At 63.5% G+C, this 25,015-nt stretch carries 24 protein-coding genes; 19 read left to right on the forward strand and 5 right to left on the reverse strand.

Annotation, left to right across the window (positions count from 1 at the left end; all coding sequences use genetic code 11):
• Nucleotides 1–150: 150 nt before the first annotated feature.
• The 9 genes from FJW07_RS02380 (at nucleotide 151) to FJW07_RS02420 (ending at nucleotide 9,989) form a co-directional block, all read left to right on the forward strand.
• On the forward strand, nucleotides 151–615 hold the full coding sequence (locus FJW07_RS02380) for a MerR family DNA-binding transcriptional regulator (RefSeq protein WP_140659424.1): 465 nt from the start codon (nucleotides 151–153) through the stop codon (nucleotides 613–615).
• Between the two features lie 235 nt (nucleotides 616–850).
• Complete coding sequence (locus FJW07_RS02385; RefSeq protein WP_140854192.1) at nucleotides 851–2,647, forward strand: acyl-CoA dehydrogenase; 1,797 nt, start codon at nucleotides 851–853, stop codon at nucleotides 2,645–2,647.
• Between the two features lie 52 nt (nucleotides 2,648–2,699).
• Nucleotides 2,700–3,872: an acyl-CoA dehydrogenase family protein gene (locus tag FJW07_RS02390; RefSeq protein ID WP_140782186.1), complete on the forward strand. Its 1,173-nt coding sequence runs from the start codon at nucleotides 2,700–2,702 to the stop codon at nucleotides 3,870–3,872.
• A 33-nt stretch (nucleotides 3,873–3,905) separates the two neighbouring features.
• Nucleotides 3,906–5,114, forward strand: a complete 1,209-nt coding sequence (locus FJW07_RS02395; RefSeq protein WP_140645285.1) for an acetyl-CoA C-acetyltransferase — start codon at nucleotides 3,906–3,908, stop codon at nucleotides 5,112–5,114.
• A 15-nt stretch (nucleotides 5,115–5,129) separates the two neighbouring features.
• Nucleotides 5,130–7,349 (forward strand): 3-hydroxyacyl-CoA dehydrogenase NAD-binding domain-containing protein, encoded by a 2,220-nt coding sequence (locus tag FJW07_RS02400; protein ID WP_140854194.1) that lies wholly within the window; start codon nucleotides 5,130–5,132, stop codon nucleotides 7,347–7,349.
• Between the two features lie 13 nt (nucleotides 7,350–7,362).
• On the forward strand, nucleotides 7,363–7,905 hold the full coding sequence (locus tag FJW07_RS02405) for a thioesterase family protein (protein WP_140854195.1): 543 nt from the start codon (nucleotides 7,363–7,365) through the stop codon (nucleotides 7,903–7,905).
• Nucleotides 7,906–8,052: 147 nt separating this feature from the next.
• A complete protein-coding gene (locus FJW07_RS02410; protein WP_140854197.1) occupies nucleotides 8,053–8,355 on the forward strand; it encodes a hypothetical protein in 303 nt (100 codons plus the stop codon).
• 124 nt (nucleotides 8,356–8,479) lie between these two features.
• Complete coding sequence (locus FJW07_RS02415) at nucleotides 8,480–9,121, forward strand: helix-turn-helix transcriptional regulator (RefSeq protein ID WP_140659412.1); 642 nt, start codon at nucleotides 8,480–8,482, stop codon at nucleotides 9,119–9,121.
• Between the two features lie 10 nt (nucleotides 9,122–9,131).
• A complete protein-coding gene (locus tag FJW07_RS02420; RefSeq protein ID WP_348640173.1) occupies nucleotides 9,132–9,989 on the forward strand; it encodes a thermonuclease family protein in 858 nt (285 codons plus the stop codon).
• On the opposite strand, the gene FJW07_RS02425 is transcribed toward FJW07_RS02420, so the two are convergent.
• The gene (locus tag FJW07_RS02425; RefSeq protein WP_140854201.1) at nucleotides 9,952–11,601 is read right to left on the reverse strand and encodes a lysine--tRNA ligase; all 1,650 of its coding nucleotides are present in this window, start codon (nucleotides 11,599–11,601) and stop codon (nucleotides 9,952–9,954) included. The genes FJW07_RS02420 and FJW07_RS02425 overlap by 38 nt on opposite strands.
• A 155-nt stretch (nucleotides 11,602–11,756) precedes the next feature.
• Between FJW07_RS02425 and FJW07_RS02430 the strand changes: the two genes are divergently transcribed.
• Nucleotides 11,757–12,170, forward strand: a complete 414-nt coding sequence (locus FJW07_RS02430) for a tellurite resistance TerB family protein (RefSeq protein WP_140645278.1) — start codon at nucleotides 11,757–11,759, stop codon at nucleotides 12,168–12,170.
• A 15-nt stretch (nucleotides 12,171–12,185) separates the two neighbouring features.
• Here the strand turns inward: FJW07_RS02430 and FJW07_RS02435 are convergent, their stop codons facing one another.
• Nucleotides 12,186–13,007 (reverse strand): transporter substrate-binding domain-containing protein, encoded by an 822-nt coding sequence (locus FJW07_RS02435; protein WP_140645392.1) that lies wholly within the window; start codon nucleotides 13,005–13,007, stop codon nucleotides 12,186–12,188.
• Nucleotides 13,008–13,286: 279 nt separating this feature from the next.
• Between FJW07_RS02435 and FJW07_RS02440 the strand changes: the two genes are divergently transcribed.
• The 3 genes from FJW07_RS02440 to FJW07_RS02450 all read left to right on the forward strand — a co-directional run bounded on the left by FJW07_RS02440 (nucleotide 13,287) and on the right by FJW07_RS02450 (nucleotide 15,516).
• Nucleotides 13,287–14,018 carry a LuxR family transcriptional regulator gene (locus FJW07_RS02440; protein ID WP_140854203.1) on the forward strand — a complete coding sequence of 244 codons (732 nt, stop codon included), beginning with the start codon at nucleotides 13,287–13,289 and terminating at the stop codon, nucleotides 14,016–14,018.
• Between the two features lie 98 nt (nucleotides 14,019–14,116).
• Nucleotides 14,117–14,755 carry an acyl-homoserine-lactone synthase gene (locus FJW07_RS02445; protein ID WP_140645276.1) on the forward strand — a complete coding sequence of 213 codons (639 nt, stop codon included), beginning with the start codon at nucleotides 14,117–14,119 and terminating at the stop codon, nucleotides 14,753–14,755.
• Nucleotides 14,756–14,766: 11 nt separating this feature from the next.
• Nucleotides 14,767–15,516: an enoyl-CoA hydratase-related protein gene (locus FJW07_RS02450; RefSeq protein WP_140854205.1), complete on the forward strand. Its 750-nt coding sequence runs from the start codon at nucleotides 14,767–14,769 to the stop codon at nucleotides 15,514–15,516.
• 123 nt (nucleotides 15,517–15,639) lie between these two features.
• Here the strand turns inward: FJW07_RS02450 and ppk2 are convergent, their stop codons facing one another.
• Nucleotides 15,640–16,545: a polyphosphate kinase 2 gene (ppk2, locus tag FJW07_RS02455; RefSeq protein ID WP_140854206.1), complete on the reverse strand. Its 906-nt coding sequence runs from the start codon at nucleotides 16,543–16,545 to the stop codon at nucleotides 15,640–15,642.
• Between the two features lie 201 nt (nucleotides 16,546–16,746).
• Between ppk2 and FJW07_RS02460 the strand changes: the two genes are divergently transcribed.
• The 3 genes from FJW07_RS02460 (at nucleotide 16,747) to FJW07_RS02470 (ending at nucleotide 19,935) form a co-directional block, all read left to right on the forward strand.
• Nucleotides 16,747–18,012: an ATP-binding protein gene (locus FJW07_RS02460; protein ID WP_140854208.1), complete on the forward strand. Its 1,266-nt coding sequence runs from the start codon at nucleotides 16,747–16,749 to the stop codon at nucleotides 18,010–18,012.
• Nucleotides 18,013–18,120: 108 nt separating this feature from the next.
• Nucleotides 18,121–18,843: a phosphate signaling complex protein PhoU gene (phoU, locus tag FJW07_RS02465; RefSeq protein ID WP_140647368.1), complete on the forward strand. Its 723-nt coding sequence runs from the start codon at nucleotides 18,121–18,123 to the stop codon at nucleotides 18,841–18,843.
• 87 nt (nucleotides 18,844–18,930) lie between these two features.
• A complete protein-coding gene (locus tag FJW07_RS02470; protein WP_140854210.1) occupies nucleotides 18,931–19,935 on the forward strand; it encodes a magnesium and cobalt transport protein CorA in 1,005 nt (334 codons plus the stop codon).
• Between the two features lie 120 nt (nucleotides 19,936–20,055).
• Here FJW07_RS02470 and FJW07_RS02475 read toward each other — a convergent pair whose 3' ends face one another.
• Complete coding sequence (locus FJW07_RS02475) at nucleotides 20,056–20,574, reverse strand: GcrA family cell cycle regulator (RefSeq protein WP_140854212.1); 519 nt, start codon at nucleotides 20,572–20,574, stop codon at nucleotides 20,056–20,058.
• A 355-nt stretch (nucleotides 20,575–20,929) separates the two neighbouring features.
• Between FJW07_RS02475 and FJW07_RS02480 the strand changes: the two genes are divergently transcribed.
• From FJW07_RS02480 to FJW07_RS02490, 3 genes are all read left to right on the forward strand, one after another.
• Complete coding sequence (locus tag FJW07_RS02480; RefSeq protein ID WP_140854214.1) at nucleotides 20,930–22,129, forward strand: aspartate aminotransferase family protein; 1,200 nt, start codon at nucleotides 20,930–20,932, stop codon at nucleotides 22,127–22,129.
• A gap of 16 nt (nucleotides 22,130–22,145) precedes the next feature.
• The gene (gene argF, locus FJW07_RS02485) at nucleotides 22,146–23,057 is read left to right on the forward strand and encodes an ornithine carbamoyltransferase (protein ID WP_140854215.1); all 912 of its coding nucleotides are present in this window, start codon (nucleotides 22,146–22,148) and stop codon (nucleotides 23,055–23,057) included.
• Nucleotides 23,058–23,180: 123 nt separating this feature from the next.
• Nucleotides 23,181–24,209, forward strand: coding sequence for an Hsp33 family molecular chaperone (locus FJW07_RS02490; RefSeq protein ID WP_140854217.1), 1,029 nt, complete (start codon nucleotides 23,181–23,183; stop codon nucleotides 24,207–24,209).
• 200 nt (nucleotides 24,210–24,409) lie between these two features.
• Here FJW07_RS02490 and apaG read toward each other — a convergent pair whose 3' ends face one another.
• Complete coding sequence (apaG, locus tag FJW07_RS02495) at nucleotides 24,410–24,802, reverse strand: Co2+/Mg2+ efflux protein ApaG (RefSeq protein WP_140647374.1); 393 nt, start codon at nucleotides 24,800–24,802, stop codon at nucleotides 24,410–24,412.
• Between the last annotated feature and the right edge of the window lie 213 nt (nucleotides 24,803–25,015).

The raw sequence follows: 25,015 nt of genomic DNA on the forward strand, positions 1-25,015 counted from the left end.
GTCGATATAGAATTGACGTAAACGTAAAAGGTGCGAAGTCGTGCCTCTTGCGATTGACTTGTTGCAACCACGATTGGAAGCACGCCCCCGCTTCCATTCAGGCGACGCTTGGTCCGAGACCGCGACGCCACCAGGGGAAAGCCAGTGACCATGAAACTTGTTTCGCCGGGCGAAGCCGCGGCCAATACCAATGACATACCGCTCGAAGCCGGCGAGGAATTCGTCCGCATCGGCGAGATGGCCAAGAAATACGGTGTGACGCTGCGCACGCTGCGTTTCTATGAAGACAAGGGCCTGCTCAATCCGCATCGCGACGGCTCGACCCGTCTCTATACGCGCCGCGACAAGGCCCGCCTGAAGCTGATTCTGCTCGGCCGCAAGGTCGGGTTCTCGCTGCGCGACGTCAAGCAGATGATGGATCTCTACGATCCGACCGGCACCAATACCAAGCAGTTGCGGCTGGCCCTCGACAAGTCGGAGAAGCAGCTCGCCCGCCTGCAGAAGCAGCGCGCGCTGATCGACGACGCCATCAACGAGTTGAGCACGTCGATGACGGCGGTGCGCCAGATGCTCGTCGAGCGCACAGCGGCGCCGCAGGCCAGCGCCGCCGGCTGAACGCTGGCCCTCAACAGGGAAGATCCCAGAAATGGAGAGCCGCGCGGCTGTAGCCGCGCGGCTTTTTTGTCGCCACAATGCCGAACCGCTCACATAAATTCTTGGCTGCGACGAAGTTGACGTTTACGCAAACGTCAATATTTGCTATCGGGGCATCGACATTGGCCCGGCCTCCTGTCCAGGACGTGGATAAGGAACTTGCTGGCCGGCCGGCACTATAAGGGTGGAGGAAGGCATGACGATCTACAGGGCGCCGGTCCAGGACACGCTGTTCGTTCTCAACGACGTGCTGGGCTATCAGCGCTATTCCAACCTTCCGGGCTTCTCGGATGCGACGCCCGACGTGCTCGAGGCGATCCTCGCCGAGGGCGCCAAGCTTGCCGAAAACGTCATGCATCCGTTGAACCGCGTCGGCGACATGGAAGGCTGCGTGCGCCATGACGACGGCTCGGTGACGACGCCCAAGGGTTTCAAGGACGCTTACGACCAGTATCGCGAAGGCGGCTGGATGGGGCTTGCAGCGCCTGCCGAGTTCGGCGGCCAGGGCCTCCCTTACGCCGTCCACACCGCCGTCTCCGAATATATGATCTCCGCCAACATGGCGTTGATGATGTATCCCGGCCTGACGCAAGGCGCGATCGCGGCCATCGTCACCCACGGCACGGACGAGCAGAAGGCGACATGGCTGCCCAGGCTGATCGAGGGCACCTGGACCGGCACCATGAACCTGACCGAGCCGCATTGCGGCACCGACCTCGGCCTGCTGCGCACCAAGGCCGTTCCCAACGGCGACGGCACCTACAGGATTTCCGGCCAGAAGATCTTCATCTCCGCCGGCGAGCACGACATGTCGGACAACATCGTCCACCTGGTGCTTGCCCGCGCCGAGGGCGCGCCGGAAGGCGTGAAGGGCATCTCGCTGTTCATCGTGCCGAAGCTCAAGCTCGATGCCTCGGGCAATCCCGGCCAGCGCAACACGCTCTCCTGCGGCTCGATCGAGGAGAAGATGGGCATCCACGGCAACTCGACCTGCGTCATGAATTATGACGAGGCGGAGGGCACGCTGCTCGGCGAATTGAACGGCGGCCTGAAGGCCATGTTCACGATGATGAACGAGGCCCGCCTCGGCGTCGGCCTGCAGGGACTTTCGGTCTCCGAGATCGCCTATCAGAACGCCGTTTCCTATGCCAAGGACCGCCTGCAGGGCCGTTCACTGTCGGGCGCCAAGGCGCCGGACAAGAAGGCCGACCCGATCATCGTCCATCCCGACATCCGCCGTTCGCTGATGACCATGAAGGCGTTCAACGAGGCCGGTCGCGCGCTGGCGTTGTGGACGGCGATCAAGTCCGACGTCGCGCATCGCTCGGGCGACGACAAGGACCGCCAGGCGGCCGACGACTACACCGGCCTGATGACGCCGGTGGTCAAGGGCGTGCTCACCGATAAGGGTTTCGATCATGCGGTGATGGCGCAGCAGGTGTTCGGCGGCCACGGCTACATCGAAGAGCACGGCATGAGCCAGTTCGTGCGCGACGCCCGCATCGCCATGATCTATGAAGGCGCCAACGGCATCCAGGCGCTCGACCTCGTCGGCCGCAAGCTGGCGCAGAATGGTGGCCGCGCGGTGCAGGCCTTCTTCAAGGAAGTCGGCGAATTCTGCGAGGAAAACCGCGCCGACGAGAAGATGGCGTCCTTCACCAAGGCGCTGAAGAAGGGTCTCAACGATTTGCAGGCGGCCACCATGTGGCTGGTGCAGAACGCCGTGGCCAAACCCGACAATGCCGGTGCCGCCTCGACCGACTATATGCATCTCTTCGGCTTGGTGGCGCTGGGCTACATGTGGGCGCAGATGGCGAAATCCGCGCAGGCGAAGCTCGCGGAAGGCGCCAACGGCGCTTCGGTGTTCTACGACACCAAGCTGGTGACCGCGCGCTTCTTCATGGATCGCGTCATGCCGGAAACGGCGACGCGTCTTGCCCGCATCTCGAGCGGCGCGGACACGCTAATGGCGCTGCCGGCGGAAGCGTTCTAGGTTCGGCGGACCGGCACCGCCGGCCTACAATTGTCGGAACGCGGAGGAAATCGTGGCGACAAATCCAGCCGAAATTCTTGGCCTGCCGAAGCCCGCCTGGGCGGCGGACGAAGTCGGCATGCTCTACGACATGGCGTCCCGCTTCATGTCGGAAGAAATCGCGCCGCGCTATGACGAGTTCGAGAAGAACGAGATGTTCGACCGCGAGAGCTGGCTGAAGGCCGGGGCCGCCGGCCTGCTCTGCGCTTCCATGCCGGAGAAATACGGTGGCTCGGGCGGCACCTTCGCCCATGAGAGCGCCATCATCGAGGCGATCGGCCATGTCGGCGTCGACGGCTTCGGCATCGGGCTGCACAATTCGATCGTAGCACCCTACATCCTGCATTACGGTTCCGAGGAGCAGAAACAGAAATGGCTGCCCAAGCTCGCGACCGGCGAGCTGATCGGCGCCATCGCCATGACGGAACCCGGCGCCGGCTCCGACCTGCAAGGCGTCAAGACCCGCGCCGAGAAGGACGGCAATCACTACAAGATCAGCGGCTCGAAGACCTTCATCACCAATGGCCAGCTCGCCAACCTGGTCATCGTCGTCACCAAGACCGACCCGGACAAGGGTGCCAAGGGCACCTCGCTGATCGTCGTCGAGACCGACGAGGTCGAGGGTTTTCAGCGCGGCCGCAATCTCGACAAGATCGGGCTGAAGTCGAACGACACCTCCGAGCTGTTCTTCAACGACGTGCGCGTGCCGACCTCGAACCTGCTCGGCCACGAGGAGGGCAAAGGCTTCGTGCAACTGATGCAGCAGCTGCCGCAGGAGCGGTTGCAGATCGGCACCGGCGCGATCGCCATGATCGAGCGGGCGCTGGCGCTCACCATCGATTACGTCAAGGAACGCAAGGCCTTCGGCAAGGCCGTCATCGATTTCCAGAACACCCAGTTCAAGCTGGCCGAACTGAAGACCGAGGCGACCATCGGCCGCGTCTTCTACAATGACTGCGTCGCCCGCCACATCGATGGCGGGCTCGACCCGGTGACCGCCTCGATGGCCAAATACTGGCTCAGCGACCTGCAGGGCAAAGTCGTCGACGAATGCCTTCAACTGCATGGCGGCTATGGCTACATGAATGAATATCCGATCGCCCGCATGTACCGCGACGCCCGCGTCCAGCGCATCTACGGCGGCACCAACGAAATCATGAAATTGCTGATCGGGCGCTCTCTCTGAGCGCGGCGGCCGGCAAAGCCAAGGAGCACGAAAATGACTGAGGCTTACGTCTATGACGCCGTGCGCACGCCGCGCGGCAAGGGCAAGAAGGATGGCTCGCTGCACGAGGTGCCGGCGGTCAGGCTCGCCGCCAGGACGCTCGAGGCGCTGCGCGACCGCAACGGGCTCGACACCGGCACTGTCGACGACATCATCTTCGGCTGCGTCGACCCGGTCGGCGAGGCCGGCTCCGTCATTCCGCGCGCCGCCGCCTTCGAGGCCGGCTACGACACAAAGGCGCCCGGCATGCAGATCTCGCGCTTCTGCGCCTCCGGCCTCGACGCCATCAATTTCGGCGCCGCCAAGATCGCGCAAGGCGCGGACGAGATCGTCATTGCCGGCGGCGTCGAATCCATGTCGCGCGTCGGCATGGGCATGTCCGGCGGCGCCTGGTTCATGGATCCTTCCGTCGGCCTGCCCGGCTGGTTCGTGCCACAGGGCATCTCGGCCGACCTGATCGCCACCAAATACGGTTTTTCCCGCGACGACGTCGACGCCTATGCCGTCGAGAGCCAGAAGCGCGCCGCGAAAGCCTGGGCCGACGGCCGTTTCAAGAATTCGGTGATCCCGATCAAGGACCAGAACGGCCTCACCATTCTCGACCATGACGAGCACATGCGGCCCTCGACCGACATGCAGTCTCTGGCCTCGCTCAACCCGTCCTTCGTCATGCCGGGCGAAATGGGCGGCTTCGACGCGGTCGCCGTGCAGAAGCATCCTGAGGTCGAGGAGGTCAATCACGTCCACCACGCCGGCAATTCCTCCGGCATCGTCGACGGCGCCGCCGCCGTGCTGCTCGGCTCCAAGAAGGCCGGCAAGGCGATGGGACTGAAGCCGCGCGCCCGCATCCGCGCCTTCGCCAACATCGGCTCGGAACCGGTGCTGATGCTGACCGGTCCGGTCGACGTCACCGAGAAGCTGTTGAAGCGCGCCAAGATGAAGCAGTCGGACATCGACCTGTTCGAGCTCAACGAGGCTTTCGCTTCCGTGGTGCTGCGCTACATGCAGGCCTTCGACATCCCGCATGACCAGATCAACGTCAATGGCGGGGCGATCGCCATGGGCCATCCGCTCGGCGCCACCGGCGCCATGATCCTGGGCACGGTGCTTGACGAGCTGGAGCGTCGCGACCTCAACACCGCGCTGGTCACGCTCTGCATCGGCGCCGGCATGGGCACCGCCACCATCATCGAACGCGTCTGACGGGGAGAGAAGAAGATGACCTATACCAATTTCACCCTCGACACCGACGCCGACGGCATTGCGCTGATCACCTGGAACATGCCGGACCGCTCGATGAACGTGTTCACCGAAGAGGTGATGCGCGAGCTCAACGACATCGTCGATAAGGTGGCCGGCGATGCCGCCATCAAGGGCGCCGTCATCACCTCCGGCAAGGATAGCTTCTCCGGCGGTGCAGATATCACCATGCTGCAGAAGATGCTGGCGACCTTCGCTGCCGCGAAGGAGAATGATCTCGACAAGGCGGCCAGGGCGCTGTTCGAGAATGCCGGCTACATGACCGGCCTGTTCCGCAAGCTCGAGACCTGCGGCAAGCCGTTTGTGTCGGCGATCAACGGCACCTGCATGGGTGGCGCCTTCGAGATGTCGCTCGCCTGCCACGGCCGCGTCGCCGCCGATTCCGACAAGGTGAAGATGGCGCTTCCCGAAGTGAAGATCGGTATCTTCCCCGGTGCAGGCGGCACCCAGCGCGTGCCGCGGCTGACCGACCAGCAGCAGGCGCTGCAGATGCTGACCACCGGCCAGAACCTGACGCCGCAGAAGGCGAAGGCGATGGGCCTGATCCACGAGATCGCCGAGCCTTCGAAACTCGTCGAGGCCGCCAAGGCGATGATCAAGAACGGGCTGAAGCCGGTGGCGCCCTGGGACGAGAAGGGTTTCAAGCTGCCCGGCGGTCCGATCTATTCGGCCGCCGGCGCCAATCTCTGGCCGCCGGCGATCGCCATCCTGCGCCGCGAAACCTACGGCAATTATCCGGCCGCGGCCGCTATCCTGAAATGCGTCTATGAAGGCCTGCTGGTGCCCTTCGACACGGCGCTCAGGATCGAGCAGCGCTATTTCACCGAGATCATGCAGTCGAAGGAAGCGGCGGCGATGATCCGCTCGCTGTTCCTGTCGCTGCAGGAATTGAACAAGGGCGCGCGCCGGCCGGCCGACGTGCCGGAGACCAAGTTCAAGAAGATCGGCATCCTCGGCGCCGGCTTCATGGGCGCCGGCATCGCCTATGTCACCGCGCGCGCCGGTATTCCGGTGGTGCTGCTCGACCGCGACCTGCCGTCGGCCGAGAAGGGCAAGGCGCATTCCGACAGCCTGATGGCCGATCAGGTCAAGAAGGGCCGCGCCAAGCCGGAAGACAAGGACAAGCTCCTGTCGCTGATCACGCCGACGGCGGATTATGCCGACCTTGCCGGCTGCGATCTCGTCGTCGAGGCGGTCTTCGAAGATTCGAGCGTCAAGAAGGAAGCCACCGAGAAGGCGGAAGCGGTGCTGAAGTCGTCGGCGATCTTCGCTTCGAACACGTCGACGATCCCGATCACCGCTCTGGCGAAGAACTCGGCGCGGCCGAAAAACTTCATCGGCATCCACTTCTTCTCGCCGGTCGACAAGATGATGCTGGTCGAGATCATCCACGGCAAGAAGACGGGCGACAAGGCCTTGGCCGTCGCCTTCGACTTCGTGCGCGCCATCAAGAAGACGCCGATCGTCGTCAACGACACGCGCGGCTTCTACGTCAACCGCTGCGTGCTGCGCTACATGTCGGAAGCCTACAAGATGCTGATCGAGGGCGTGCCCGCGCCGATGATCGAGAACGCCGCAAAGGCTGCCGGCATGCCGGTCGGCCCGCTGGCGCTGACCGACGAGACGGCCGTCGACCTTGCCCAGAAGATCATGAAGCAGACCATACGGGATCTCGGCGAGAAGGCCGTCGATCCCCGGCAGATGGCGTTGATCAACACCATGGTCGACACGCATGGCCGCTTCGGCCGCAAGAACGGCAAGGGTTTCTACGACTATCCGGCCAAGCCGGCGAAGAAGAAGCTGTGGCCGGGCCTGAAGGATCTCTATCCGCAGCTCAACCCCGATAAGGTCGACTATGAGGAGCTGAAGCAGCGCCTGCTGGTCGCCATCGCGCTGGAAGCGGCGCGGGTGATGGAAGAGGGCATCGTCACCGATCCGCGCGAGGCGGATGTCGGCTCGATCCTCGCCTTCGGCTTTGCGCCCTTCACCGGCGGCGCGCTGTCCTACATCGACGGCATCGGCGCCAAGCGTTTCGTCAAGATCGCCAAGGGCCTGCAGAAGAGATACGGCGCCGAGTTCAAGGCGCCGAAGCTTCTGCTCGACATGGCCGAGAAGGGCGAGACCTTCTACCAGCGCTTCGACCCCTACCAGAAGGGTGAGGTCAGAGAGGCGGCCTGACAACGAAGCCGGGATGTATGTCTGGGCGCGAATGGCCCGCACCATGGCCACGGCGGCGAGCCGTGGCCCTTATCGGGTCGGCGACGAAAGCCGGCTGGCCTTCCGCTGTCTGCCGATCGACATCGATTTCAACCTGCATCTGAACAATGCCCGCTATATGATGCTGGCTGATCTCGGCCGCATCGATATCTTCCTGCGCGTCGGCCTTATCGCGCTTGCACGCAAGAATGGCTGGGCGCCGATGATCGGCGGGCTGCAGGTGGCCTATGTACGCGAGATCAAGCTGTGGCGCCGCTTCGAGGTGGTCTCATCGATCGAGACCTGGGAAGGCACCTCCGTCATCGGCAGGCATCGTTTCGTCCTCGATGGCGGCGAGACGGCGGCGCTGATCCTGACCACCGGCGGCGTCTATGACCGCGGCGGCCGCCGCTTCCTCGACATCGACGAGGTCGTCGCGGCGCTCGGCCACGCCGCCAGTCCACGCCCGCCGACCGAAGCCGAGCGGGCCTTCATGCTTTCGCACCGGAATTTGCGCGAACAGGCCAAGGCCGCCTGATCGCGCTGACGTGGTCAGTCCGACTTGCCAGGTCAGCAACGGCTGGATCACATTTTAGAGGCGCGGGCATCGTCGGCTTTTTGGCGAAGGATTCGGATGATACATTAGTTTCATCTAATAAAAGTGTTGACCACGGGAGCAATCATCATGCGCATGATGTTGAGAATTTCCGTTCCAACCGTCGAAGGCAACAAGGCACTCAAGGACGGCAGCATGGGGAAGTTCATCGAACATACCCTGTCGGACCTTAAGCCGGAGGCCGCCTATTTCACCGCCGAAAAAGGTCAACGAACGGCTTACCTGTTCGTCGACATAAAGGATAGTTCCGACATGCCTCATTTCGGCGAGCGGTTCTTCCTGGCTTTCAATGCCGCCGTGGATTTCGTGCCGGTCATGAATGCGGACGAACTCAAGAAGGGCCTGCCCAAGGCCTTGGCCGGGATCGGATAGGTCGCGTAAGGACGCGAAAGCCACGCAGATTTCTCGATGTCCATCGGCCACGCCGATGGACAATGGTGTGGTCGCGCGCTAGACAGGCTTGAGGCATTTTTTCCTGTTCTGAAGGAGAGCGCGCGTGCTCTCACACGACCGCGTATGGGCCGCAATCGACGCTCTCGCCGAGCGCTATTCGCTTTCGGCTTCCGGCCTTGCCCGGCGTGCGGGCCTCGATTCGACGGCCTTCAACAAGTCGAAGCGCCTGTCTTCCGACGGCCGGCCGCGCTGGCCCTCGACCGAATCGCTGGCCAAGATCATCGAGGCCACCGGCGCTTCGCTGGAGGAATTCACCGGACTGGTCGAAGGACGCGGCGGGGCCTCCGTCGCCCAACATCGCAGCGCGGTTCCGTTGCTCGGCTTCGCCCAGGCCGGCGCGGGGGGCTTCTTCGACGATGCCGGCTATCCGGCGGGGCAGGGCTGGGATCTGGTCGAGCTTCCGGCGCGGGCGACCGAGACGTCCTACGCGTTGCAGGTACAGGGCGATTCCATGCTGCCGCTCTACCGCAACGGCGACGTGCTGATCGTCGAACCGGGCGCGCCGACGCGCAAGGGCGATCGTGTCGTGGTCAAGACCACCGCCGGCGAGGTGATGGCCAAGGTGCTCGACCGGCAAACGGTGAAATCGATCGTGCTGGTTTCGCTCAACCCCGCCCACCCGGACCGTGACATCCCGGCGCGCGATATCGAATGGGTGGCGCGCATCGTCTGGGCGAGCCAGTAGGTCCGGACCGGTGCGGCTTCTTCAAACAGCCCTGGCGGTTCTGGCGCTTCCGGTCATGGCGGCGCTCGTCGTGACCGGCGGGCGCGCAATCAAAGGCCATGAGAGCACGATCGCGGTGGATCAGATCGATCCGGACGCGCTTGCAGATCCAGGCACTGAGACGCCGCCGGACGAGCCGGCGACCTCGGCCATTCCCGCGCCTGCCGCTCCGCAGCCACCCGCTCATTCGAGGGCCATCGATCCCGAAGTGGTGGCGCCGCCCGCTCTTTCGGACAACGAACTCGAACGGGTGGAACCGCGCGCGCCGCTCAGCGATCTGGCGCTGGCTGGGCCGCCCAAGCCGCCCAAAACGAAGATGCCAGGCGACTGGAACGGCACGAAATTGTTCCAGCCGGTCGCCATCGCCGCCGGGCTGATCGAGTCGAAGGGCTATGCGGTCGCCGTGTCCGGCGTGGATGTCGTCAAGGCGGACGAAACCTGCGCCGACGAGGGCAAGAGCTGGGCCTGCGGCGCGCGCGCCAGGACAGCCTTCCGCGCTTTCCTGCGTGGCCGGGCGGTCGCCTGCACCGTGCCGCCCGAGGGCGGGCGCGATACCATTTCCGCCGAATGCCATATCGGCAATCAGGACATCGGCCAGTGGCTGGTCGAGAATGGCTGGGCGCGCGCCGCGCAAGGCGGTCCCTATGTCGAGGCCGAGAACAAGGCCCGCACGGCCAGGAAGGGTATTTTCGGCTCGGCGCCGAAGCTCGACGGTCTGCCGGCGCTGCCGGCCGCGTCAGGCCCGGCGCCGGTTGCGCCGGATTCGATCCTGCCGGCCGATGGCGGCGACGTTACGCCGCCAACTGACCAGCCAGCGCCCGCTCAATGAGCGCGCGCGTCTCGGCAATGCCGTAAAGCGCCGCGAAGGAACCGAAGCGCGGCCCGCGCTCCTGGCCGATCAGCACCTGATAGATCATCTGGAAGAAGGCGACCGACACGCCTGGCCCGCCTTCCGGGCTCTGCTTGGAGTGGTCCTGGTAGCGGTCGATCTTGCGCGCCACGTTGAGCGCCGCGTTCTGGATCGCCTCGCCATCGGCGCCCTGCGGCAGCGCGCCGAGCGCGTCGGAAAGCTTGGCCAGCGCTTCGCGCTCCATCTCGTCGGCGGCACGGTAGACCTTGGTCGGCTTCACGAAGTCGTCGAAATAGCGGATCGCGTAGCCGGTCAGCCGGTCGAGTTCCGGATGCGTCTTCGGCGTCACGCCCGGCGCGTGCCGCGAGATGAAGCCCCACAGCACAGCCTTGTCATGTGCGTTGGAGGCGCTCACCAGGTTGAGCAACAGCGCGAACGGTACCGGCAGGTCGATTGCCGGCGGGTTGCCGTCATGCATGTGCCATACAGGATTGCCGAGCCGCTCCTTCCAGTCCTGGCGCGGATACGCGCCAAGGAAAGCGTAATACTCGTCCACCGCCTTCGGGATGACGTCGAAATAGAGCTTCTTCGCCTGCCGCGGCCGCTGGTACATATAGAGGCCGAGGCTCTCGGTCGGCGCGTAGGTCAGCCATTCGTCGATGGTGAGCCCATTGCCCTTCGACTTCGAGATCTTCTGGCCTTCCTCGTCGAGGAACAGCTCGTAGACGAAATGCTCCGGCGCGCGGCCCCCGAGGATGTTGCAGATGCGGTCGTAGATCCCGGCATTGGTCTGGTGATCCTTGCCGAACATCTCGAAGTCGACGCCGAGCGCCGCCCAGCGCATGCCGAAATCCGGCTTCCACTGCAGCTTCACATGGCCGCCGGTGACCGGCAGCGTCGTCTCCGTGCCTTCGTCGTCGAAGGTGATGGTGCCGGCCTTGGCGTCGACATTTATCATCGGCACGTAGAGCACGCGGCCGCTCTTCGGCGAGATCGGCAGGAACGGGCTGTAGGTCGCCTGGCGCTCCGGCCCGAGCGTCGGCAGCATTACGCCCATGATCTCGTTATAGCGCTCCGCGGCGCGCAGCAGCACCTCGTCGAAGCGGCCGGCCTTGTAATACTGCGTCGCGCTGGCGAATTCGTAATCGAAGCCGAACGTATCGAGGAAACGGCACAGCATCGCGTTGTTGTGGTCGGCGAAGCTCGCATAGTCGCCGCCGAACGGATTGGGCACCGAGGTCAGCGGCATATGCAGGTAGGGTTCCAGCGCCGCGCGGTCCGGCACGTTCTCCGGGATCTTGCGCATGCCGTCCATGTCGTCGGAGAAGCACAGAAGCTTGGTCTTGACCTTGTCCTGCGTCAGCACGCGGAAGGCGTGGCGCACCATGGTCGTGCGCGCCACCTCGCCGAACGTGCCGATATGCGGCAGGCCGGACGGGCCGTAGCCGGTCTCGAACAGCACGGTTTCGGGAAAATCCTTGCCCTTGTAGCGGGCGATGATCTTCTTGGCTTCCTCGAACGGCCAAGCCTTGCTCTCGGCCGCCGCGGCAAGCATCTCGGGATTGAGATCGATGATGTTTGATCCCGTCATGTCGGAGTTCCAGTCATGGCCGTCTGTGCGGCGGATAAGGTTTGTCGACCGGTCTCTAGGCGCGCGAGATCGGAGCGTCAACGATTTGCGGCGGTTTTCCTTGCGGCGCCACAATCGCGCTCTTACGTTCGAGCCTCACTTTCAAGGAGTTTTGAATGCCTTTGCTGACGCCGCACGAAGCCCTGATCCATCTGATGGTCATCACGTCGGCTTCCGATCGCGACATGACGGATGTCGAGCTGGCGCGGATCGGCGATGTCGTCCGCTCCTGGCCGGTCTTCGTCGATTTCAACCAGGACAGGCTAATTGCGGTGGCGCAGGCCTGCCAGAAGGCGCTGCACGACAAGGACGGGCTGGAAGGCGTGTTGGCGCGCGTCTCCGAAGCGCTACCCGAGCGGCTGCGCGACACTGCTTATGCCGCTGCCTTTGAAGTAGCCGCCGTCGATCTCGAAATGCGTATGGAGGAAGTCAGGGTGCTGCAGCTCATCCGCCTCAAGCTCGACCTCGACACGCTGACCGTCGCCGCGATCGCGCGTGCGGCGAAAGCCCGCCTGCGCACGCTCACCTGAAGAAAGGCTGCGGGCTTAAAAGAAGCTGACAGGAAAATAGCGCAGGTAGAACTCGGCGAAGCTGCCTTTGATCGAGATTTCCTGCAGCGCGTAGTCGAAGGCGGCGGCAAGCGCGGTGTCGCTCTTGCGGGTGGCGATCGCCATGCCCGAGCCCAGATATTCCGGCGCCAGATACGGACCGCCGGCGAAGCGGCAGCAGCCGGCGGCGTCCGAACCGCCCAGCCAGAAGGCGAAGCGCATGCCGTCGCCGAAGGCGGCGTCGATCTTGCCGGCCTTGAGGTCGGTATAGAGGTCTTCCGGCGTGTCGAAGGTCACCACCTGGACGGTGTTGAAATAATCGCGCAGCATTTTCTCATGCGCCGAGCCGGCGACGACGCCGACCCGCTTGCTGCGCAATTTGTCGAGGATCGGCTCGGCGAAGGCCTTTGCCTTCGGCATGATGAAGCGGGCTGGAAATTGCATGTAGGAGCGCGAGAAGGCGTATTTCTCACGGCTCTCCGGCGTCGCGGCGATGCCGGCGATGATCGCCTCGCCTTCGCCTTTCTGGAGAGCGCCCTCCAGTTCGTTCCACGGCAAGGCCTGGACCTGGCATTTCTCGACGACGTCCAGTTCCGCGCAGATCGCCCGCGCCAGATCGATGTGGAAACCCGACAGCCGGCCAGCGCCATCGAGGAAGTTGAAGGGCGGAAAATCGGTGGTGGTGAGGAATCTGAGCCGCGGCAGCGCGGAGAGGTCGGGTTTCGGCAGCCGCTCCTTGGCGTCCCACAGCACCGGCACCTGCGGCTCCGCCGCCTGAGTCGCATCGGCGAGAGGCAACGCGCCGCCCACCAACGACATCAGGGCCAGAAATATCCACCGCAAGATCACGATATGGCTCCGCGCCTGTCCCCGTTCCTCGGCTTTTCGTATGAAAATGGGGCAGGCACAACGGTTTTTGATTTCAGGCGGCCGAATTAAGCGTATGATTCGGCGTGTTTGCAAGTGACCTGCGTGCCGGAAGGGGGAAGCTACCGGCTTTGCTGAGGCAATTGCGACCCGAGGTTGATGGCGAAGGGGTGTTCGGGCATCTACCGTCGGCAATGAGAAAAATAGAAGCAACATGGGGTAGATGTTGCGATGGGCCTGTTTGACAGAACTCTGGAATACATAGACCAGTTGCAGCATGCTGGCACCGCGGCCGCGGTCTGCGAGAGGTTGCTCGGCGTCACCTCGAACTTCGGCCTGACCGCATTGATGGCGGGAACCGTGCCGCAGCCGGGCACGCCGCGTGGCCGGCAGAAACAGCATGTGATGCTTTGCGATTGGCCCGGCGATTGGCTGGAGCGCTATGTGGCGCGCAACTATGTCGACCACGATCCGGTCGTCAGTCACATGAAGCAGCTTCAGGCGCCGTTCCAATGGCGGGACGCTTCAAAAAACGTCCTGATCGACAAGAGCAGCGACGAAGTCATGGGCGACGCCCGCGAGTTCAAGCTGCGCGACGGCTTGGCGTTTCCGCTGGTCACGCTCGACGGCCAGATCGTCATGGTCTCGCTGGGTGGCGAATCCGTTGACTTGTCGGATGCGGAATTCGGAATGGTGTCGCTCGCATCGACCTATGCGATCGGCCGCGCCATGCAACTGCACACCAAGGCCGAGAGCGTCATCGATCACATAGAATTGACGGCGCGTGAGCGGGAATGCCTGCAATGGGCCGCAGTCGGCAAGTCTGAATGGGAGATATCTCAAATTTTAGGCATATCGGAACACACATCCGAGAAACATCTTCTTAACGCCAAGAGCAAACTGGGCGCAGCCAACCGGGTGCAGGCAGTCGCGGAGGCGATTAGACGTGGCTATATTAGCTAGGTCGGCCGTGCCGACCTAGAAATTCTTGCCTGCGCATTCGCGCAATATTTTAAGGGACATCACGGCCGTATCTTCCTCTTAAGCCTAGGAGACGGCTAATGCTTTTTGCCCTTACCACTCAGGAATTGATGGAACGTCCCGACCTCTGGGAGGCGGTCCATCGCTTGCGCTACAAGATCTTCGTCGAGGAGATGGGATGGACCGATCTTGATCGTCCGGACCAGCTCGAGATCGACCAGTTCGATCATGACGAGGCCGAGCACCACCTCGTCATCCGCAACGGCGAGCTGGCTGGCTACCAGCGGATGCTGCCGACCACACGGCCGCATCTGCTCACGGACGTGCTGTCGGATCTCTGTGAGGGACCGTCTCCCTCGGGGCCGAATGTCTGGGAACTGACACGCTACGCGGTGGCTCCGGGTTTTCGCGACGGCAAGCGCGGCGTCTCGACGGTCGGCACCGAACTGATCGCCGGCTTCGTCGAATGGGGCCTCAAGCGCTCCGTCAATCAGGTCATCATCGAGTTCGAGCCGATGTGGGTGCTGCGGGCGCTGCAACTGCACTTCCTGGCAAAGCCGCTCGGCTACCAGCGCACCTATGGCAACCAGCAGGTCGTGGCGACGCTGCTCACCTTTACCGAGCATACGCTCGATGTCGTGCGGGCCCGCCGCAACCACCACCTGCCGGTGCTGAATCGGGGTTATCCCGGTCTGCTCGGCCTCAAGCAGGCTTCGTGATGGAGGCGGTCATGAGTTTCCATCCCGAACCGGAACTGCGCGGCCATACGCTGGTCGTCACCGTGTCCTCGCATGACGGCCGGCCGGTGCTCGACAGGCACGCCTATGCGAGCCTTGCCAGGACCTTGCACGAGGCAGCCGTCAATGACGAGGTCCGCGTCGTCATGCTGCGCGGCCTTGCCGGGTGCTTCTGCCTTGGCGGCGACTTCTCGGAGTTCCTCGACGCCACCAAGCACCGAGAGCTGATCGCCGCCGTCACCGACATGTTCCGCATGTTGGCGACCTTCCCCAAGCCGGTCCTTGCCTGCGTCGACGGCGACGCCGTCGGTGTCGGCTGCACCATCCTGTTCCATTGCGACATGGTGATCGCTTCCCGGGGCAGCACCTTCAGGGTGCCGTTCGTCGATTTCGGCCTGGTGCCGGACGCGGCGACCAGCATCCTGGCACCCCAGAAGCTCGGCTATGCCGGCGCCTTCCGCTTCTTCTGCCTAGGCGACACGCTGGGCGCCGAAGACGCCAAGGCGCTCGGCCTGGTCGGCGAGATCGTGACGCAAGGCAGCGCCGAGGAAGCGACGCTGGCGAGGGCGAAACAGCTGGCCAAGAAGCCCGTGGCGGCCCTGCTGCAGACGCGCAGCCTGCTCAAGGGCGACACGGACGTCTTGTGCGACCGCATCGACCACGAGATCACGCTGTTCCAGCAGGCGCTTCAGGATGACACCACGCTGAAGCGGCTGCAGCGGATCGCCCGCCTGGCTGCCTGAGCGCCTGGCCTAAAAACCTCAGCGCCGCGCGAGCCGAAAGGCGCGCGGCGCTGTAATTCGTCCGGAACTGCGTAAAAACAAAGAGATAGGCGTTTCGCCGTTTCCATGAAACGGGGAAAAGCACTAGTCCTTCAGGAATTCCGGTCCCTCGCCGATGATCTTCTTGTCGGGCTTGCCGATGGCATCGAGGTCGCGGCCGTCATAGGGCAGGGAAAGCAGGATACGTTGCATCACCGCGAGCCGGGCGCGGCGCTTGTCGTTGGCCCGCACGGCGATCCACGGCGAGAACTCCTTGTGCGTGCGCTCGATCATCTGGTCGCGCGCCCTGGTGTAGTCGTCCCACTTGCCGACGCCGGCGATGTCGATCGGCGAGAACTTCCAGTTCTTCAGCGGCGACCAGCGGCGGTCATGGAACCGTTCGAGCTGGGTCTCGCGGCCGATGTTCAGCCAGAATTTGAAGAAATGGATGCCCTCGTTGGAGATCATCCGCTCGAAATGCGGCGTCTCGTCGAGGAATTTCTCGTGCTGCTCCGGCGTGCAGAACCCCATGACCGGCTCGACGCCGGCGCGGTTGTACCACGAGCGGTCGAAGGTGACGAACTCGCCCGAAGTCGGGAAATGGTCGGCATAGCGCTGGTAATACCATTGCCCAGCCTCGGTCGGCGTCGGCTTGGTCAGGGCGACGTTGCGCGCCGTGCGCGGGTTCAAATATTGCCGCAGCACGAAGATCGTGCCGCCCTTGCCGGCCGCGTCGCGCCCTTCGAAAAGCGCCATCACCCGCTTGCCGGTGGCCTGCAGCCAGGCCTGGGCCTTGACCAGTTCGATCTGCAGAGTCTCGAGTTCCTTTTCGTACTCCTCGCCTTTCATCTTCTTGTCGTAAGGATAGCCGCCGGCGGTGAGCTTGTTGTCCTCGATCCAGTCCGGGAGCACCGGATTGTCGATGTCGAACTCGCGCTCCTTGCCGCCGATCTTGATCTTGATCGGTGCCGTGGCCGGCACCGCTTCAGCCGTTTCCTTGGCCTTTTTCATCCAGACGAACCTTTCCAGTTTGCGGACTCATGCTATGGAGCCTGTGCAGCGCAGCGCGCATTCGGGCGCAAAAACGCTGTAGCATTTTGATTTTGCGCATGAACCTTCGCGAAAATCGATCCTGATTTTCAGGGTTCCATGCGTCAGGCCGGTCCAGCGAGCCGCTGGCCGGTCGAACGGGATGCGGGGTGGCGCGGGCTTATGGCAGAGACGGGCGCGGGACAAAACAACAGGGGGCAAGCCTTGGCGGCGCGGCTGTCACGCAACCGCTGGCTGCTTGGCGCGGGTGTTCTCGCGGTCCTTGCCGTTTATTTTTTCGCCGGCGTCTCCGTCTATGTGCTGATGCTGGCCCTGGCCGCGCTGGCGGCCGCCGCGATGCTGCCGGCAAATACCGAACGCCAGCCAGCCGATACGGGAGCAGCGATCGAGGCAAGCGGGCTGCAGCGGCTCTCCGGCGAGTATCTGGCGGCCGCGGTCGCCGATCCGCTCATCATATTCGATCGCTCCGCCGCCATGGTTCACGCCAACGCCGCCGCCTTCGCCGCCTTCGGCGGGCTGGCTCCGGGGATGTCGCTGGCATTGAAGTTTCGCGCGCCGGAAATGCAGGCGCTGCTCGACGGCATTCTGTCGGGGCAGGTCGCCGCCGATGCGGTCGACTACACCGAGAAGCTGCCGGTGGAGCGGACATATCGGGTCAGCGCATCCACGGTCGGCCATGCCACCGGCCTTTACGTGCTGGTGTTCAAGGATCAGAGCGAGACGCGTCGCATCGATCGCATGCGAGCCGATTTCATCGCCAATGCCAGCCATGAGCTGCGCACGCCGCTCGCCTCAATCGCCGGCTTCATCGAGACGCTGCGCGGGCCGGCCCGCAACGATCCGGCGGCGCGCGACCAGTTCCTGCAGATCATGCAGAACCAGACCGGCCGCATGGCCCGCCTGATCGACGATCTGCTCTCGCTGTCACGGTTGGAGATGAAACCCTATCTGAGGCCGGGCACGGAGGTCGATCTTCGCCAGACGATCGATAGCGTCATCGATTCGCTCGGGCCGCTGGCCTGTGAGAACGGCGTCGTCATCGAGCGGGAGTTCGCCAACGGGCCGCTTGTCGTCCCCGGCGATCGCGACGAACTGTTCCAGGTCTTCGAGAATCTCCTAGAGAACGCCTGCAAATACGGCCAGTCAGGCGGGCACGTCACCGTATCGATCGCCGGCGGCGAGGATAGCCAACAGCCGGGCTTCGACGTCACGATAAGGGACTATGGTCCGGGCATTGCCGAAGAACACATCCCGCGCATCACCGAGCGCTTCTACCGCGTCGATGTCGAAAACAGCCGCACCCAGAAAGGCACCGGGCTTGGCCTTTCGATCGTCAAGCATATATTGACCCGTCATAACGCAAGATTGTCGATCAAGTCGGAAGTCGGCAAGGGCGCGGCGTTCACGGTTCATTTGCCGGCTCGCTGATCGTGTATCGGTTGCCAACCGGGATTTTCTTCTTTCTGTCATGCGGTTCGCGTATCAGCGACGGATTGAGGGAACGCACCAGCCGGCACAAACCGGGAAGGCATATCCATGCAGTCCGTCCATATCGCCAGTGCCTATGATGAAGAGCTGAAGTTCCTGTCGAAGCGCATCGCTGCGATGGGCGGCCATGCCGAGCGCATGGTCGAACAGGCGGTCGCGGCCCTGGTGAACGTCGACCATGGCCTCGCGCAGAAGGTCATCCAGGACGATCTCGTCCTCGACGAAGGACAGCGCGAGATCGACGACAAGGCCATCATCATCATCGCCAGGCGCCAGCCGATGGCGACGGACCTGCGCGAGATCGTCGGCGCGATCCGCATCTCGGCCGATATCGAGCGCGTCGGCGACTTGGGCAAGAACGTCGCCAAGCGCGTGGCCTCGGTCGACGGCCGCCAGCCGAATAGCCTTTTCCGCGGCTTGGAGGCCCTTGCCAATCTGGCGCTGACGCAGCTCAAGGAAGTGCTCGACGTCTATGCCTCGCGCTCGGTCGAGAGGATCGGCCTCGTGCGCGACCGGGACGACCAGATCGACGCCATGTACACCTCGCTGTTCCGCGAGCTTTTAACCTACATGATGGAAGATCCGCGCAACATCACGCCCTGCACGCATCTTCTGTTTTGCGCCAAGAACATCGAGCGCATCGGCGACCATGCAACCAACATCGCCGAGACGATCTATTACATCGTCACCGGCGACCAGATGCCGGCCGATCGGCCGAAGGGGGACAAGACCGACAAGGTCGTGCTTCCCGCCACGGTGCCGGCTAAGTGAACCGGCGCCTCTCGAACGGCTTCCTGATTTAGGGTAAGCTCCTCCAGACACAGCGATTTTGTCAGTCGCAGTCTCGGGAGGTTTGCGATGGAACAAGTTCGGAACCTGACCCCGGCCCCAACGTCGGGCATCATTGCATCCAGCGTCTATTCGGGCGGCAAGCGCGTCGCCGACATCGCCGTCGAACAAGCCGGCGAATGGGCGGCAAAACCTGGCCATGTCGTCTGGATCGGCCTGCTCGAGCCCGATCGCCACCTTCTGCTCCGGGTGCAGGCGCAATTCCACCTGCATGATTTGGCGATCGAGGATGCCGAGCATCCGCATGCACGCCCGAAGATCGAGCAATATGGCGACGCCCTCTTCATCGTCGCCCGCACCGCGCAATTGATCGACGGCCGCGTCACGTTCGGCGAGACTCATTTGTTCGTCGGCGCCGGCTACATCGTCAGCGTTCGGCACGGCCCGTCGACCTCCTACGCCGCCGTGCGCCAGCACTGGGAGAACTGCCCGCATTCGCTCGCCAAGGGCGAGGACTTCGTCCTCTACGCCATCCTCGATTTCATCGTCGACAATTACATGCCGGTGCTGGAGCAGATCGAGGACGAGGTCGAGGCGATCGAGGACAAGGTGCTTTTGAAGCCGATGACCGGTTCCGATATCGAGCGGCTTTACATGCTGCGCCGCGATCTGCTGCGCCTGCGCAATGCGGCGCTGCCGCTGGTCGAGGTCTGCCGTCGGCTGACCAGTGCCGAGCTGCCGCAGATCCATGCCGCCATGCATCCGCTGTTTCGCGACGTGACCGACCACATCCGCACCGTGCAGGAAAAGATCGACTCACTGCGCGAGGTTCTGGCCTTCGCCTTCGAAGCCAGTCTGCTGGTCGGGCAGAGCCAGGAAACCGCAATATCCAAGAAGCTCGCCTCATGGGCCGCCATTCTGGCGGTGCCCACGGCCTTCGCAGGCATCTACGGCATGAACTTCTCCGACATGCCGGAACTGAAGATGGAATACGGTTATCCAATCATCCTGCTGGTGATGGCCGCGATCTGCTCGTTCCTGTACTGGCGGTTCAAGAAGAATGGGTGGCTGTGAAATATGGGAGTAAGGGAGTAGGGCAGTAAGGGAGTAGGTAATAGGGAGCGACTGACTGCGAAACGTAGCGCATGAAGCGCTCTTTCCCCTACTCCCCTACTGCCTTACTCCCCTATTCCCCTATCTTGCCCTGCGCCGCTCCCCCGCCGGCTGGAACGCCACCCGGGAATGATACTTGCAATAGGGTCCCGTTTCGGCGGCGTCGTTGCCGCAGAAGTTGAAGTCTCCCGACAGCGGATCGCCGTTCGGCCATTTGCAGGTGCGTTCGGTCAGCTCGACGAGCTGCAGATGCCGCGAGATCGGCACGACCACGTTCTCGACCGGTCGGATATAGTGGCGCGCGACCGGCTCTGCGTCGAACTGCACCTGCAGCGCGGTGGCGCCGATGGTGGCTGTCACGTGACGCGTAGCACTTGCGGCGCGGGTCACCGATTTCTGCATCGTGGCGCCTTGCGTGGCCTTTTTCTGGCGCGCCGGGGCGGCCGTCGCGCGACCGCGGCCCGAAAGCTTCAGGCGGTGCACCTTGCCGATGACAGCGTTGCGGCTCACTCCGCCAAGCTGTGCGGCAATCTGGCTGGCGCTCAGGCCCTCCGACCACAGTTTCCTGAGAAGTTCTACCCGCTCGTCAGTCCAGTTCATGGGGCCGCGCTCCTGCTGAGGCGTGCGGTAGTCAGAATCCGTTCCCGACCCGGCTCCCGCCGGGCAAACGACACCACATATACCGGGTGATTAGGTCCGCCGCACGAAATCTAGTTATTTCTCGACTACAAATACCTTATGCGCTGACTCGGTGACAAGAGTCCCCAGGGCAACACGATTCGGTTTTTTCGGTTTTCCCCAACTTGCCGGTCTACTTATGAGCCGGCGTGGCGTCGGAGGTTCGCCACGCGCTTCTGCGTGACGTTTTCGTTGACTTCATGGCCGAAAAACATGATAAGCCGCAAAGGCCGCCGCATTGGCGGCTTTTTGATTTCCGGTTCCGGAGACGCATATAATGAGCGGTTCGGCGCTTTACGAGACCTTTGCTCGCGCCCCCCTGGCTTTCGACCGCGGGGAGGGGACTTGGCTGGTCACCGACAAGGGCGAGCGATATCTCGACTTCGCGGGCGGCATCGCGGTGAATTCGTTGGGCCACAGCCACCCGCATCTGGTGGCGGCGCTCACCGAGCAGGCCGCCAAGCTGTGGCACGTCTCCAACCTCTATGAGATCCCGGAACAGCGCCGGCTGGGCGAGCGGCTGGCCGAAGCGACCTTCGCAGACAAGGTGTTCTTCACCAATTCCGGCGCCGAGGCGCTGGAATGCGCCATCAAGACGGCCAGGCGCTATCAATTCGTCGAGGGTCATCCCGAGCGTTTCCGCATCATCACGTTCGAGGGCGCTTTTCACGGCCGCACGCTGGCGACGATCGCCGCCGGCGGCCAGTACAAATATCTCGAAGGCTTCGGCCCGAAGGTCGAAGGGTTCGACCAAGTGGCTTTCGACGACATCGACGCCGCGGAAAAGGCGATTACGCCGGAGACCGCGGCGATCCTGATCGAGCCGGTGCAAGGCGAGGGCGGCATACGCCCGGTGCCGACGCAGTCCTTGAAGCGGCTGCGGCAACTCTGCGACAAGCATGGCCTGCTTTTGATCTTCGACGAGGTCCAGTGCGGCATCGGCCGCACCGGCAAGCTGTTCGCGCATGAATGGACAGGCGTCACGCCCGACCTGATGGCGATCGCCAAGGGCATCGGCGGCGGCTTCCCGATGGGCGCCTGCCTTGCCACCGACGAGGCGGCGACCGGCATGACGGCCGGCGTGCACGGCACCACCTTCGGCGGCAATCCGTTGGCGATGGCCGTCGGCAACGCCGTGCTCGACATTGTCCTGGCCGACGGCTTCCTCGAGGACGTGCAGCGCAAGGCGCTGCTTCTGAAGCAGGGCCTAGCGGCGGTGGCCGATGAATTCCCCGACGTCATCGAGGGCATCAGGGGAACCGGCCTGATGCTCGGCCTGAAATGCGCCATGCCCAACACCAAGGTGAACATGGCGCTGCGCGACCAGCACCTGCTTGCCGTGCCGGCGGGCGACAATGTCATCCGCCTCCTGCCGCCGCTCACCGTCACCGACGAGGAGATCGGCGAGGCGCTGGATCGCATTCGCGGTGGCGCCAAGAGCCTGACCGACGCGATTGCGGCCGAAGCCGCCAAATAATTTCTGGAACCTGCCGATGAGTGTTCGCCACTTCACCGATCTATCCGCCGTTTCCGCAGGCGACCTGCGCATCATGCTGGACGACGCGGTGGCGCGAAAGACTAGGCTCAAGGCGGGCGAGCGTTCAAAACCGCTCGATGGCAAGGTGCTGGCCATGATCTTCGACAAGCCGTCGACGCGCACGCGCGTTTCCTTCGATGTCGGCATGCGCCAGCTCGGCGGCGAGACCATCATGCTGACCGGCACCGAGATGCAGCTCGGCCGGTCGGAGACGATCGCCGACACGGCAAAGGTGCTGTCGCGTTACGTCGACGCCATCATGATCCGCACCACCTCGCATGACCGGCTGCTGGAGCTCACCGAGAGCGCCACCGTTCCGGTGATCAACGGGCTGACCGACGACACGCACCCCTGCCAGCTCATGGCCGACATCATGACCTTTGAGGAACATCGCGGGCCGGTGGCCGGCAAGACCTTCGCCTGGACCGGCGATGGCAACAATGTGCTGCATTCGCTCCTGGAAGCCTCGGCGCGGTTCCGCTTCAATCTCAATGTCGCGGTGCCGGAAGGCAGCGAGCCGTTCGAGAAATATGTCGACTGGTCGAAAGCCAATGGCGGCAAGGTCCGGTTTTCCAGGTCCGCCGAGGAGGCCGTCGACAAGGCCGACTGCGTCGTCACCGACAGCTGGGTCTCGATGGGCCAAGAGCATCGCGCCCGCGGCCACAACGTCTTCCTGCCCTATCAGGTCAATGCGGCGCTGATGGCAAAGGCCAAGCCCGATGCCTTGTTCATGCACTGCCTGCCGGCGCATCGCGGCGAGGAGGTCACCGACGAGGTGATCGACGGGCCGCATTCGGTGGTCTTCGACGAGGCCGAGAACCGGCTGCACGCCCAGAAGGCGGTGCTGGCTTGGTGCCTGGGCGCTTGAGAAGGGCCGACCTGACCGCTTCCGGCCCGATCGGACTCAACTTGATCTGGGGATATGTGATGCCTATTTGCGGGCCATCACGTAAATTGAACGCGCTTCGACGCATGCGGCTCATCGGGTTGCATGGCTGCGCCCCGGAGTTTTGTCATGTTGGAAACCCAGACCTTGGCTGAGCATAAACCCCAACTCGGTGAATTCGGCTTCGCCGGCGACGATCACGTCGTGCCTTACGAGGTCGCGCCGCTCGATGTGCGCGGCCGTACCGTGCAGCTCGGGCCGATGCTCGACGCTATTCTGAGCCGCCACAATTACCCAGAACCGGTCGCCCGCCTGCTGGCGGAAGCCTGCGTGCTCACCGTGCTGCTCGGCACCTCACTGAAGTTCGAAGGCAAGTTCATCCTGCAGACCCGCACCGACGGTCCGGTCGACATGCTGGTGGCCGATTTCACCACGCCGCATGCGCTGCGCGCCTATGCGCGTTTCGATGCCGACCGGCTGCAGGCGCTGACCGCCGCCGGCGAGACCTCGCAGCAGACGCTGCTCGGCAACGGCGTCCTGGCTCTGACCATCGACCAGGGCGCGCATACGCAGCGCTACCAGGGCATCGTTCAGCTCGACGGTACCTCGCTGGAGGATGCCGCGCGCACCTATTTCCGGCAGTCGGAGCAGATCCCGACCGATATCAAGATGTCGGTCGCCAAGCTGGTCACGCCCGGCCCGGCCGGCGCGCGCGAGCAGTGGCGCGCCGGCGGCATCCTGGCGCAATTCCTGCCGCAATCGCCGGAGCGCATGCGCGTCCCCGACATTTCCGGTGGCGACGGCGATCCGCGTGACGTCGCGGACCACCCGGCCGACAATTCCTGGCAGGAGTTGCTGGCGCTGCTCGGCACAATCGAGCCGACCGAGTTGATCGACCCGACGGTGGGCGCCGAGCGGTTGCTCTACCGGCTGTTCCACGAACACGGCGTGCGCGTCTTCCGCGGCGTGCCTGTCGCCGACCAGTGCTCCTGCTCGCGCGACAAGATCCGCAGCATTCTCGAAGGCTTTTCGGCCCAGGAGATCAAGGACTCGACCGAGGATGGCGGCATCCATGTCGCCTGCGAGTTCTGCTCGACGCAATACGACTTCGACCCGGCCGAATTCGTGAAGTAAGCTCCTTTCTTCTCCCCGTTTCACGGGGAGAAGGTGCCCAAAGGGCGGATGAGGGGCAGCGCCTTGGTTGGTGGTGATAGCGACACGCTGACGACGCGGTCGTCTGCCTCAAAAAATCTCAGAAGTTTGGCGCTGCCCCTCATTGCCCTGCCGGGCATTTCTCCCCGTTGAACGGGGAGAAAGACGCTAATCGCCGACGCCTAATTCACCGTGCGCCTTGTCCCCGGCATATCGAGCGAGAAAGCCGGAATGGCGATATCGAACGTCTCGCCGCGGCCGTTGCGCATCGTGTAATGGCCGACCATGATGCCCGACGGCGTCGAGAGCGGGCAGCCCGAGGTGTACTGGTAGCTGTCGCCGGGATTGAGTTCCGGCTGGTCGCCGACGACGCCGGCGCCGCGCACCTCCTCGACCCGGCCCCGACCATCGGTGATGTGCCAGTAGCGCGACACAAGCTGCACGAACTCGTCGGAGCGGTTGTCGATCGTCACCTGATAGCCCCAGACATAGCGGTTCTCGGACGGATCGGAGCGGTCCTCCAGATAGAAGGGCCTGACCAGCACTTCGATGTTGCGCGTCACTGCGCGATACATGGGCCACTCCGGTTGCCGCTGCGGAACATTCGTTGCGCTTCGCTGTTACGCGCGCAACGCCGACCATCCTGCCAGCCTTGTAGCGCACGTGCCGAAAAACAATGTCATTTAAGTGACACATGACAATGTTGGTGTGCACAAACCGTGCCGGGCGACTCGGGCGCTCTGTAACTGATGAAATGGGCGCATGCGGCCGAGAGCAATTCCAGGAAA

The sequence above is a fragment of the Mesorhizobium sp. B3-1-9 genome, from assembly GCF_006439595.1.
GTDB lineage: Bacteria > Pseudomonadota > Alphaproteobacteria > Rhizobiales > Rhizobiaceae > Mesorhizobium.